The sequence below is a fragment of the Candidatus Effluviviaceae Genus V sp. genome (assembly GCA_014728125.1).
In the GTDB taxonomy this organism is placed as follows: domain Bacteria; phylum Joyebacterota; class Joyebacteria; order Joyebacterales; family Joyebacteraceae; genus WJMD01.
In genome coordinates, this window is the sequence record WJMD01000087.1 from 18,864 (window position 1) to 31,415 (window position 12,552).

General features: G+C 66.3%; 7 protein-coding genes. 2 read left to right on the plus strand and 5 right to left on the minus strand.

Going from position 1 to position 12,552, the window contains the following annotated elements; all coding sequences use genetic code 11:
- Positions 1–60 precede the first annotated feature (60 nt).
- Both GF405_04995 and GF405_05000 read right to left on the minus strand, forming a co-directional pair.
- Positions 61–705: a hypothetical protein gene (locus GF405_04995; GenBank protein MBD3367516.1), complete on the minus strand. Its 645-nt coding sequence runs from the start codon at positions 703–705 to the stop codon at positions 61–63.
- 234 nt (positions 706–939) lie between these two features.
- On the minus strand, positions 940–1,551 hold the full coding sequence (locus GF405_05000; GenBank protein MBD3367517.1) for a hypothetical protein: 612 nt from the start codon (positions 1,549–1,551) through the stop codon (positions 940–942).
- Between the two features lie 133 nt (positions 1,552–1,684).
- Between GF405_05000 and GF405_05005 the strand changes: the two genes are divergently transcribed.
- Entirely contained in the window at positions 1,685–3,763 is a 2,079-nt protein-coding gene (locus GF405_05005; GenBank protein ID MBD3367518.1) for a choice-of-anchor D domain-containing protein, read from the plus strand.
- Positions 3,764–3,859: 96 nt separating this feature from the next.
- Here the strand turns inward: GF405_05005 and GF405_05010 are convergent, their stop codons facing one another.
- Both GF405_05010 and GF405_05015 read right to left on the minus strand, forming a co-directional pair.
- Positions 3,860–6,535, minus strand: a complete 2,676-nt coding sequence (locus tag GF405_05010) for a T9SS type A sorting domain-containing protein (protein ID MBD3367519.1) — start codon at positions 6,533–6,535, stop codon at positions 3,860–3,862.
- A 176-nt stretch (positions 6,536–6,711) separates the two neighbouring features.
- The gene (locus GF405_05015) at positions 6,712–8,895 is read right to left on the minus strand and encodes a T9SS type A sorting domain-containing protein (GenBank protein MBD3367520.1); all 2,184 of its coding nucleotides are present in this window, start codon (positions 8,893–8,895) and stop codon (positions 6,712–6,714) included.
- A gap of 388 nt (positions 8,896–9,283) precedes the next feature.
- Here GF405_05015 and GF405_05020 point away from each other — a divergent pair, with 388 nt between their 5' ends.
- Positions 9,284–10,729 carry a hypothetical protein gene (locus GF405_05020; protein ID MBD3367521.1) on the plus strand — a complete coding sequence of 482 codons (1,446 nt, stop codon included), beginning with the start codon at positions 9,284–9,286 and terminating at the stop codon, positions 10,727–10,729.
- Positions 10,730–10,847: 118 nt separating this feature from the next.
- On the opposite strand, the gene GF405_05025 is transcribed toward GF405_05020, so the two are convergent.
- Positions 10,848–12,552, minus strand: a 1,705-nt coding sequence (locus tag GF405_05025; protein MBD3367522.1) for a hypothetical protein, incomplete at its 5' end; no start/stop codon positions are given.

Consider the following 12,552-nt stretch of genomic DNA (forward strand, 5'->3'; position numbering starts at 1 on the left):
CACCCACCGGCCGCCCAGATGAAGATCCGGACCAGCCAGTCCCACATGGTCTCCTCGACATCAGGATTCGCGGCCGCCAGGCACACAACCGGCGTCGTCGCCACGATCAGGAGACCCAGCGAGATCTTCGACATCAGCCTCTTCATTGCGCTCACCTCCCCTCCTGAGCTCGAACCTATCCGGAACCCAGTCGTTGCCGTCCGGCAGGGCACCCTTCGGGAAGCGAACCGCGGTCAGGTACCCGCCGCTTCGCACCTTCGCGTACAACGTGCTCTCAGAGGTCAGGACGACGGGCGTCTGGAGCGTGCTCCAGACCTCGTACTCCTTGGGGCTGTCGGTCAGGAGGATCTCCGTGCTCTCGACGCACGTCCCATCGTAGAACAGGGCGAAGCGGGACGTCTCGTCGAGCACGAGGCCCGCGCCGCCGTCGACGTAGATGACACAGATGAGATAGTCGTCGGGGTTCTCACGAATGCGAACGTGCAGGCGGAACCCGCCTGCACGTTCGAGCTTGAGCATCGCGCGGCCGGCCCGCGTTTCCATCAGAGCCGATGGCCACGTTTCCTGTTCAACAATGATGCGGTGTTTGAAGCTCGCGCGGATTCCGGAGGACAGCTCGGCCGTGATCGAGGTGGCGTCGCCCGCCCGCGCGGTCAGTGAGATGATGATGAGAAGTGCGATTCCTATGGCAGCATGCGGTCTCAAGCCTCCTGCTTTCCGGCGCCGTGGTGGCCGCCTGTGCGCCGCTCAAGGACGTCGTGTCCGTCTGCCGACCCGCCATAAATGCATCAGGTGTGCCAGCAGGATGCATGGCGCACGCACCGGCGCCGCAACCTGAGACAGGACTGAGAGTTACTCAATAGAAACGCACAAGGAGTGAACACAGCGCCAGCATGTTGTACAGGAGTAACGCCAACGAAGTGGACAGTGAGCGGAGAATCAGATCAGCCCGGCGGCCAACCTGACCATGCCGATACCGAGGAGGGAGCCCGCGACGACCTGAGCGGGCGTGTGCCGGTGGAGACGAAGACGTGCCCAGCCGACGGCCAGGATCACCGCGACGAGCGGCCACCAGAGGCCCAGAACGAGCCCGACCACTGTTCCTGCGGCCCCGGCGGCCGCGCAGTGCATGCTGATCTTCCAGCGGAGCGTGACTGAGAGGATGGCGACGGAGAGCAGGAAGAGCGTCGATGCCAGGTTGATCATCTGACCCGGCGCCCTACCGAGGAAGAGTATGCCCCAAGCGATGCAGAGCGAGGCCGCGGTGACGAGCTGCGGCTTGACCCGCTCGGTCCTGACCCGCAGGTCGAAGTCACTGACGAACTCCCGCCGCACCTGACGATAGAGATAGGAGAGCGGAAGCACCATGCCGACCACGGCGTAGACGATGACCCAGATCCAGAGCCTCGCGCCGTCGAGCGTGCCGGCCCGGATGGCCATCGAGGCCACCGTCAGGGTCGGCGGACTCAGGACGAGCGACAGCACCGAGGCCAGGCCCCGGTCCCACGTGTGGACCTCGTCGTGTACGGTGCGCTTCGGGGTCGCGGTCAAAGGGCCTCCTGCTTGCGACAACAGGCAACCCTGAGAGCATACACGACAACGCACCGCCGATGCACGAACAACCCGCGGGGTGACTGCGGCCGGAGGTGACAGGAGCCTGCAGGCTGCCCCACGGTCCGCGGGGATGACCGTGGCGCCGGCCGTGTCGATTGACGCGCCGCATTACCTGTGGTATCATAGAAGGTGTTCAATGGGTGCCCGGCCGCAGCGGCCGGCGTTTCTGTATCCACCCCTGACTGGAGGCGTCATGCGCTCCCCGACCCGGATCGTGCTGGCTCTCCTGCTCGGGATCGTCTTGCTCTGTGTGCAGGGTGAAGGCGTCCGGGCCGAGACCATCAGGGTCTGCACATACAACATTCTCAACTTCCCCGGCTCGACCGGCACCGCCCGTGAGCCGGACTTCAGGACGGTCCTCTCGAACGCCGACCCGGATGTCCTGGTGGTCCAGGAGATGCTGAGCCAGTCGGGCGTCAACCAGTTCCTGAACAACATCCTGAACGACGGGCAACCGGGCACGTACGCGGCTGCTCCTTTCGTCAACGGATACGACACCGACAACGCCCTCTTCTACAAACCCGACGTCGTCTCGTTCGTCTCAACGCAGCAGATCCCGACCGCGCTCAGGGATATCTCCGAGTATGTCCTCCGGCCGGTCGACCATACGTCGAGCGCGGCCGAGTTTCGCGTCTACTCGCTTCATCTGAAGGCGGGGTCGTCCTCCTCCGACCAGACGAAGCGCCTCGCGGAGGCGACCATCCTGCGAAACCACCTGAACGCACTCCCCGCGGACTCGCACTTCATCCTGGGCGCCGACCTGAACATCCGCTCCAGCAGCGAGAGCGCCTACCAGAAGCTCGTGGGCTCGGAGGCGGACAACGACGGCCGCTCCTTCGATCCGATCGACACGCCCGGCTCGTGGTACTCCAACTCCGCCTTCGCGGCCGTCCACACGCAGTCGCCGCGCACGACGCAGTTCGGTGGCGGGGCCAACGGTGGGATGGACGACCGCTTCGACCAGCTCCTCGTATCGGCGGTCTGCGAGGACGGCGAGGGCTTCGACATCATCGACGGCACGTACACGGCCTACGGCAATGACGGCCTTCACTTCAACATCGCGATCAACCAGGGCACGAACTACGCCGTCGGCAATACCATCGCCGACGCCATCCATGACGCCGCCGACCACCTCCCGGTGTTTGCTGACTTCCAGACCTTCTCGCTTCTCTTCGCCCCGGACGCGCTCGACCTCGGAACGGCCATCGTCGGCGCGTCGGTCTCGGCGGATCTCAGCGTCGCCAACCTCGCCACGCCTCCTGCCGACGACCTCGACTACTCGCTGGCGGCTCCGAGCGGGTTCTCGACTTCGGCGGGTCCTTTCTCGCTGCCCGCCGGCGCGTCGGACGACCACCCGGTCTCGATGGTGACCGGGACGACGGGCGAACGCTCAGGAACACTCGAGATCGCGACCGACGACCCGGACGCGCCGCTCCACACCGTCGCGCTCGGCGGGCTCGTGGTCGACAACGCGACGCCGTCGCTCGATGCGGTCACGCAGCTGCTGTCCGACACGCTCGACCTCGGACTGGTCGAGCTGGAGTCGGTCGCCGCGGGAACGGTGTCCGTGTGGAACCTCGACTACGCGCCCGCCACCAACGCCGCGCTGAGCGTCTGTGCCGGGACGATCACCGGAAGCGGCCGCTTCTCGTTCGAGGGTGGCTTCAGTCCCTCGCTCGTCGGCTCGTCGCCGGCCGAATACGGAATCGCGTTCGACACGTCTGGGGCCACACCCGGAAGCCTGTACGTTGCGACGCTGACCTTCGAAGCGGCCGACGATTCCTCGGTTCAGGGAGCGGGAGCGCTCGCCGACCTGACGGTTCAGCTGAGCGCGCTGGCCTCGGACGGCACGGGCGTGCCCGGGCATTCGACCGGGTTCTCGCTGGCCGCCGCTTCCAGGAACCCCTTCTCCGACCGGACATCGCTGCTCCTGACGCTGCCCCGCCCCGCCGGTGTCGACGTGGCCGTCTACAGCATTCAGGGACGCCGTGTGACCACCCTGGCGAGCGACACGCTCCCGGGAGGCGAGCATGTCCTGACCTGGGACGGCCGCGACGGCTCGGGCACGCGCTGCGCGTCCGGCGTCTATGTCGTTCGCGCTCAGGCGGACGGGACCTCCTTGACGACGAAGGTCCTCTTGCTCCGCTAGTCCCCTTCGGCAACTGCTGCTACAAGCAGACCCCCGGCCGTGCGAGGCCGGGGGTCTGTCCGCGTTGTCGCGCGGTTCCTGTCAAATCGACGGGCCCTACTTCAGAAGCAGCATCTTCCGCGTCATCTTCTCCCCGCCTGCGTTCATGCGGCAGAAGTAGACGCCGGAAGCCACCTCGTCCCCGCTCGCATCCCTGCCGACCCAAGAGACCTCGTGCCGGCCGGCGGGTCGATGCTCGTCCACGAGCGTCTTCACGAGACGCCCGCTGACGTCGTAGATCTCGATCCTGACGTCGGCGCCGCCGGACGGCACCTGGTAGGCGATCGTCGTCACCGGGTTGAACGGGTTCGGCACGTTCTGCTCGAGGTGGAATCGGTCGAACCCCTTCTCACCGATGCCGGTGCCGTAATGGCTCCTCAGCATGAAGGCGAGATCGATCGATTCCCCGAACAGTTGATGACCGGGAGGATAGAGGAGCTCATCCCACGGCCCGGGGTACGGCTCGTCGCCGCTTCCCCAGACGGCGTCGTCGTTCCAGTGGTCGAGCGACGTCTTCCAACCGAAGAAGGCAACGGGGTCCTGCGGGAAGGCCTGCACGTCGAGCCAGTAGACGACGCCGCTGTCCGGCGTGCCCGTCTGGTGGAACGCCTCGCCCGGCGGAACCGCGAAGGTGTATTCCCAGCACGTCCAGTCGGCCGGGAAGGTGTAGAGGTCCGGCGGGTCGAGCCACCCCTCCTCGATGTTCTCGGCGTACGGGACCACATCGAACGACCCGCCCGGGAAGGACTGCATCCAGAGAAGCTCGCCCGGCATGCTGTACCCGTCGGGATTAGCGTCTGCGGGGATGTCGGCGTGGATGCTCAGGACGAAGTCGACCGCCGCCGGATCCTGCGTGAACGGAAGAACATCGCCGAGCCACGAACCCCAGACGTGGATCTCGTCGATCCGTCCCGGCTCGGTGCAGAGCCAGTCGTCTGCGAGAACGAACGGAGCGGTCGCGTTCACGTCGATGCCGCTCCAGTTGAGATCGGGGTTCTGAAGCCACTTGAACGGCTCGCGCTCTTCGATGAAGACCTCGTAGTCCTCGACCTCGCCGTCCGGTGCGCTGGCCTGCGGAGAGAGCCCGGTCGAGGCCGTCTGGAACCGGAACCGGGCGAAGGTCTGACCGGAGACGGCGTCATTCGGCACCGGGAAGCTGAGCGTCGTCGTCCCCGCGCCGATCGACTGGACCGTCGCCACGTGTTCAGCACCGGTCATCGCCATCGTGCCGTCGCCGTCGAAGTCGATCCAGGCGTCCAGGTACCCCGCCACGGACGCTGTCACGTCGTACTGCGCCGTCTGTCCCGGCACGAGGGGCGTCCCGAAGACGATGCCGTCCTCGTCGTCGGTCCCGTCGTTGTCGTCGCCGAGCGCGTTCGGGTCGGGCTGGCCGTCGGCATCATCGTCGATGCTCGAGCCCAGCATGACCCCCGGGATGATCACATGGTTCGCCCCGCAGCTCGACGCGAGCGTCAGGTAGGGCGGATCGGGCGCGTCACCGAAGTCGATGCCGGCAGCGATGTCGACGGCGTAGTCCTCGACCTCACCGTCAGACACCGCCCCCGTCGGCGTGAGCGAGTAGGAGGCCGTCTGGAAGCGGAACCGCGCGAACGTCTGTCCGGGGACCGCGCTCGCCGGCACCGCGAAGCTCTGCCCGGATGTTCCGGCCGGTATCGAGAGCGTCGACGCGACCTCCTCGGCGCCCGATGTCCAGGTACCGTCGCCGTCGAAGTCGATCCACGCGGTGAGGTATCCGGGAACCGACGCCGTGACGTTGTAGTGCGTCGTGTAGCCCGGTATGAGTGGTGTCACGAACGAGATTCCGTCCTCGTCGTCGGTCCCGTCGTTGTCGTCGCCGAGCGCGTTCGGGTCCTGCTGTCCATCGGACTCCAGGTCGATGCTCGCACCGAGCATCACACCGGGCACCACCGTGTGGGCGGCGCCGCAGCTCGAGATGAGGGTCGGGTAGGTCGGGTCGGGTGCGTCGCCGAAGTCGTAGATGTCGGGGCCCTCCTCGCCTTCGATTACGAAGGCCAGGTCGATCGGCTGCCCCACAAGCTCGTGCCCGGGCGGGTAGACGAGTTCCTCCCACGGCCCGCTGTAGGGCTCGTCACCGACCGCCCAGACAGCGTTGTCGTTCCAATGGTCGATCGACGTCTTCCAGCCGAAGCGCGTCTCCTGGTCGTTCGGGATGGCCTTGACGTCAAGCCAGTAGACCACGGGGTTCTCCGGCGTTCCCTCTTGGAGAAACGCCGTCGCCGGGTCGATGGTGAAGTTGTACTGCCAGCACGTCCAGTCGCCCGGGAACTCGTACGACTCGGGAGGGTCCATCCACCCCTCGACGATGTCGCCCTGCCAGATGCGCACGGCAAACTGCTCGCTGTCGAAGGTCTCGTACCAGAGAACCTCACCGGGCATACTGTAGCCGGTCGGGCTCTCGTCGGCCGGGATGTCGGCGTGGATGCTCAGGACGAACTTCACCTCGCGGGGGTCCTGCCCGTACGGAATCTGATCGTAGTGCCACGATCCCCAGAGATGGATGCCCGTGATAAGGCCCTCCTCCGTGCAGAGGAAGTCATCGGCCAGGATGTACTCCATGGACGTGTTCACGTCGATGCCGAGCGTCGAGAGGTCCGGCATCTGCACCCACTTCGCGGGCATCCCGTCTTCCCAGTCGGCCGCAACGGGGACCGCCAGAAACGCGACCAGCGTGACCGCCATGATCGCCCTCATCGCTGTTCTCCTTCCTCTCCCCGTCCGCTCACGGAAGTGCTTGGGAACGGTTCGTCCCGGTCGGAGACACCGATGAGGCACCTGCGACAAGAAGGTGCACGGCCGGGCAGGCGGAGGGGCCCCCGGAGCTCTTCCGGGGACCCTCTCCTCCAACGGATAGTTCGTGTTGCTTCGCCCTACTTCAGAAGCAGCATCTTCCTCGTCATCTTCTCCCCGCCTGCGTTCATGCGGCAGAAGTAGACACCGGAAGCCACCTCGTCCCCGCTCGCATCCCTGCCGACCCAAGAGACCTCGTGACGGCCGGCGGGTCGGTGCTCGTCCACGAGCGTCGTCACGAGACGCCCGCTGACGTCGTAGATCTCGATCCTGACGTCGCCGCCGCCGGACGGCACCTGATAGACGATCGTCGTCGCCGGGTTGAACGGGTTCGGCACGTTCTGCTCGAGGTTGAATCGGTCGTACCTCTTCTCACCGACACCGGTCCCGTAGTGGCTCCTGAGCATGAACGCGAGGTCCATCGACTCCCCGACGTACGGACCGGCCGGGTAGCGGAGCTCGAACCACGGGCCCTGGTAGGGCTCGATGCCCTGCCCCCAGACGGCGTCGTCGTTCCAGTGATCGAGCGACGACTTCCAGCCGAACAGGGCAACCTGGTCGTGGGGCATCGCCTGCACGTCGAGCCAGTAGACGACGTTGCTGTCCGGCATGCCGACCTGGTGGAACGCTATGTCCGGCGGGATGTGGAAGATGTACTCCCAGCAGGTCCAGTCGGCCGGATAGCTGTACACGTCGGGCGGATCCATCCAACCCTCTGTGATGTTCTCGGCGTACGGAACCGCCACGAACGAGCCGGCGGGGAAGGCCCACTCCCAGAGCACCTCGCCCGGCATGCTGTAGCCTTCGGGGTTCTCCGAGGCCGGTATGTCCGCGTGAATGCTGAGGAAGAAATCGACGGCGCTCGGGTCCTCATTGAACGGGTAGTAATCCCCCAGCCACGACCCCCAGATGTGGATCTCGTCGATCCGGCCCGGCTCGGTGCAGAGCCAGTCGTCGGCCAGAACGAAGTCGAACGTCGCGTTGACATCGATGCCGGTCCGGCTGAGGTCCGGGTTCTGGAGCCACTTGTACGGCTCGCCCTCGTCGATAATGACCTCGTAGTCCTCGACCTCGCCGTCGCTCGCCGGCCCGGTCGGCGCGAGCCCTCCGGCCGTCGGCTGTGACGAGAAGCGGAACCGCGCAAACGATATGCCCGACCCCGCGTCGTTCGGCACGGGGAACGTGAGGGAGTTCAGTCCGGCAGTGAGCGGCACCTGTGTTGCGATGCGGTCGACCGTGGTCCACGAACCGTCGATATAGAAGTCCACCCACGCATCGAGATAGCCGGGCGTCGACGCGACGACGTCGTAGGTCGCGAGCTGGCCGGGCAGGAGAGGCGAGGTGAACGTGACGCCGTCCTCATCGTCGTTTCCGTCGTTGTCGTCGCCATCGGCCATCGGGGTCGGCTGGCCGTCGAGCTCACCGTCGACCGAGCTGCCCATGAAGACCGTCGGAACGATGGTGTGCGCTGCGCCGTTCGACGCAATGAGCGTAGGATAGGTCGGGTCCGGGGCGTCGCCGTAGTCGATGCTGTCCTCGACGGCCTCGCTCGTGACCACGAACGCGAGGTCGATCGATTCCGGATGGAAGGGGTGTTCCGGAGGGTACCGGAGCTCGTACCAGGGACCGTAGTACGGCTCCTCGCCCTGACCCCACACGGCATCGTCGTTCCAGTGGTCGAGCGACGTCTTCCAGCCGAAGTGCGCCTGCTGATCCAGGGGCTCGGCCTTGACGTCGACCCAGTAGACCTTCGGGGTCTCCGGCGTGCCTTCCTGGAAAAACGCGATCTGCTCGTCGATGAGGAAGTTGTACTGCCAGCAGATCGTGTCTCCGGGGTAGATGTAGAACTCCGGCGGGTCCATCCAGCCTTCCATCAGGCCGTCCTGCCAGATCTGGACCATGAACGTCCCGGGCTCGAACACCTCGACCCAGAGGACCTCCCCGGGCATGCTGTAGCCGGTGCCGCTGACGGAGTCCGGAATGTCCTCATGGATGCTCAGGGTGAAGCGGACGGCGGCGGGGTCGTTGCCGTACGGCAGAATGTCGTTGAGCCACGAACCCCAGATGTGAATGTCGGTGATGTAGCCTTGCTCGGTGCAAAGAAAATCGTCGGCCAGGATGAACCCGTCCGACGCGTTGACATCGATGCCTGTCTCTGAGAGATCAGGCAGCTGCACCCACTTCGCCGGGTCATCGGGGAACCAGTCGGCGGACGCGGGCACGACCAACGCTGCAACGATGACAGCGACCAATAGAGCTCTCATTCTCCTGTCTCCCTCTGTTCGGGTGCCGCCCCACCCTTCATCAGCCCCACACGGGCACCGCTGGTCCACGACAGTGGTTCAGCGCACGGCTTCTGCCCCGGGGCATGTCCCTCCTTCCAGCACCGGGGTCCTCTCCACTCCCTCCGTGTGGTCGGGTTCCTCTGAGCGAGAGCCGACCGTGCCCGAGAGCCACGGTGCGGCAGCATCCGGAGTATATCACATATCTTGTGATAGCGCAAGAAGTTGCAGCACAACAACACATTCCGCACACTTCCCCTGCCGCGACACGGGCCAGGTTGCCCCGTGATGCCCTTTCCGGCGCGAATCATGCTCCTTGACGAATGGAGTCGTGGAGCTTAGGCTCAACGGGCCACCGTCGGAGAGGTTCATGAACCCAACCCAGAAGGCCATCTACGGGGAGCTCCCCGCCGCGCTCCAGAGCGCGATCATCTCGTGGCACGGAGCCCGCATTCTGAGGGAGCGCTTCACGCCCGAGTTCGACGCGTGGATGGAGCTGCTCGACGAGTCGCAGTGGTACTCCTACGAGGAGATGACCGCCTGGCAGGACGAGCGCCTCCGTAGGCTCGTCGCTCACGCCTACAAGACCGTCCCCTACTACCGCGAGGTGATGGATCGAGAGAGGCTCCGGCCGGACGACGTCCGCGGGAGGCAGGACCTCTGGAAGATGCCGGTCCTCGAGCGCGCGACCGTGCGCGCGCGGCCGCACGACCTGCTCTCGACGGCCGTGCCGAAGAAGGACCGTCGCGGTACGACCACCTCCGGCACGACCGGGACGCCGCTCGAGCTCGTCTGGGACTGGAACGTCTGCATGGCCAACCACGCCTGCTCGTTCCGCATCCGGGACTGGGCCGACTTCGCTTTCGGGCGGCCGTACGCCACATCGCTCGGCCGCCCCGTCGTACCGGTCGAGCGCAGCAAGCCGCCCTTCTGGCGGTACAACCGCCCCTGGAATCAGCTTTTCCTCTCGCCGCTCCACGTCAGCGCCGAGAACCTGCCCGTCTACATCGCCGAGCTTCGACGCCGCGGCATCGAGGCTCTCGAGGCGTATCCGTCCACGGCCTACTTCATCGCGTGCTCCCTGAAGGCGAGCGGCGAGACGCTCCCGCTCGACTGCGTCTTCACGTCCGGGGAGCCGCTGATGCAGGCGGAGCGGGAGCTCATCGAGGAACGGTTCGAGGCGGAGGTGTTCGACGGCTACAGTCAGTCGGAGAGGGTCGCCTTCTCCGGAGAGTGCGAGAAGCACGAGGGACACCACATCTTCAGGGAGTACGGGATCGTCGAGGTGCTCGACCAGAATCGCGAGCCCGTCGCTCCGGGCGAGATGGGCGAACTCGTCGCCACCAGTCTCCACAACTACGCGATGCCGTTCATCCGCTACGCGTTCAACGACACGGTCATCACGACCGACAGGATGTGCTCGTGCGGAAGGAAGCTGCCGCTTCTGGGCGGTATCACGACCCGCGAGGAGGACGTCCTGGTGACGGCCGACGGCCGCGTGATGCCGCCGATCTCTCTGGCGTACTGGACCTTTCTGGTACCCGGCATTCAGCGCGCCCAGCTCATCCAGCACGACCCATCGGAGATCCACGCGCGGGCCGTCCGCGAGGAACCGTTCACCGACGATGAACGGGAGGAACTCGTGAAGTACTTCCAGACGAAGTTCGGCCCGGACATCCGCGTCGTCCTCGAGACCGTCGACGAGATCCCCCTCTCGCCGCGCGGCAAGTTCCGCCGCGTCATCTCGACCGTGCCGCTCCCGGACATCTTCGAGGGTCCCCACCGCAGCGAACGCGAGGGCTGGGACAAGGCGTAGGCCCGCCGGGGGTCGCGCGGCCCGGGCGGGCGGCTCGACTGGGCGGCGCTCGCGCGAAAAGAGTCGTACGCCGGAACCGGGCAGCCGTGTCCGACGTGGGCTCGGACACGGCGGCCGGTCATGCCGCGTCGATCCCGGCCAGTCTCCTGAGGCCACCCTCGACATCGCTCCCGAGGTGGAAGCGTACGACCGTTCTGCCGGCGTCCTCGAGCGCCTGCATGTCGCCCATGGCCTGCGCGTCGATGAGCGTTCCGAAGGAGAGCGTGCAGGACTTCGAACCGGGGTCGTCGGGTATCGGGACGTCCTCCGCGTGGTCGGCCGTGATCTGGAAGAAGAGCCCCTTCCCCGCATCGCCCTTGTGAAGCTGGCCGGTGGAGTGCAGGAAGCGGGGCCCGTAGCTGACGGTGACAGGCAGGCAGAGGGTCCTAGCCCAGCGTTCCCAGAGCGCCTCCAGCAGCTCGTCGTGCCGGGCTGTCGGCGGCAGGTAGACCTGGAACGCAGCGTAGCGGTACGGCATGTCGGAGTCCTCGGAAGAGCGCGACGGAACGCCGACCTCTGAGAACCGCTCCCGCAGCTCATCGATGCTCTCGTCTGCAGCGTCTCCGAAGACGCTGATTCCCCCGTCCGTGAAGGCCGGCTCGAGCTCCGGCAGGCTCCCGTCGCGACGGTACGCCTCGGCCACCTCGCGCGCCCGGACCTTCGCGGACTCGACGTTCGGCTGATTGAACGGATGGATGCCGAGGATGTGCCCGGCGACAGCCGTCGCCATCTCCCAGATGAAGAACTGACCTCCGACGTCGTAGGGGTCCGAGAGCGCGAGCTGGGCCTTTGGAACGAAAGACCAGTCGACCCCTCGGAGGGTCGACTGCTGCTCCCCCTCGACGTGCATCTCGGCCAGCATCCAGCGGTCGGTCTTGCGCACTGCCTCGAGCGGCCTGACCACGGGCACAGGCACGATGCCCCGTCCGTCCTTCCCAGTGCTCTCGGCGAGGAGCTGTTCGACCCAGTCGGCGAAGCCCGCCACGGACGGCGACATCGCGAGGCGGAGGACGTTCCACCCCTCCATGGCATGCGCTCCCAGGAACGCGCCGAGCAGGGCCGCCGGGTTCTCCTCGATCGGGACGTCGGGCCCACAGCCGTTCGACGCGTCGATGGCGCGCGTCAGGAGTCCCTCGAGGTCGACGCCGATGAGCCCCGCCGGCACGAGCCCGAAGAACGAGAGAGCGGAGAACCGGCCGCCCAGGTCCGGGTCGTTCAGGAACGTCGCCCGGAACCCCAGGTCGTCGGCCGTCTCCGCCAGCGCGCTGCCCGGGTCGGTGATGGCCGCGAAGTGGGACGCCGCCTCCTCGCCCACCTCGTCCCTCGCACGTCCGTAGAAGTACTTGAAGAGCGAGACCGTCTCTGCCGTCGAGCCCGACTTCGTTGCGACGATGAAGAGCGTCTTCGTGTAGTCGACGCTCCGGTCGACGGCGAGCACGGCCGCGGGGTCGGTACTGTCGAGTACGCTGAGCGTGAGACGTCCGTCCCCCGGAAACGTCCTCGCGAAGAGCTCGGGCGCCAGGCTCGAGCCGCCCATCCCCAGAAGCACGGCCCGGTCCCATCCGAGCCCGCGGAGCTCGTCACGGAGCGTCGAGATGCATACCACATCGGCCGCCATCGATTCGGGGAGGTCGAGCCATCCGAGGCGGTTCGCTATCTCGTCCGGCGAGTCGCTCCAGACCGTGTGGTCGCGGCGCCAGATCCTCCGGACGACCTCGTCCGCCTGGAGCTTCGCGAGGGCCTTCTCGTAGCTCGCCCTCCGGTCATCGGGCGAGGGATGTACG

Bases quoted from the DNA above. Each gene is read 5' to 3' on its own strand.
- GF405_05015 (MBD3367520.1), bottom strand. From the start codon at position 8,895: ATGAGAGCTCTATTGGTCGCTGTCATCGTTGCAGCGTTGGTCGTGCCC.
- GF405_05010 (MBD3367519.1), bottom strand. From the start codon at position 6,535: ATGAGGGCGATCATGGCGGTCACGCTGGTCGCGTTTCTGGCGGTCCCC.
- GF405_05005 (MBD3367518.1), top strand. From the start codon at position 1,685: ATGACCGTGGCGCCGGCCGTGTCGATTGACGCGCCGCATTACCTGTGG.
- GF405_05020 (MBD3367521.1), top strand. From the start codon at position 9,284: ATGAACCCAACCCAGAAGGCCATCTACGGGGAGCTCCCCGCCGCGCTC.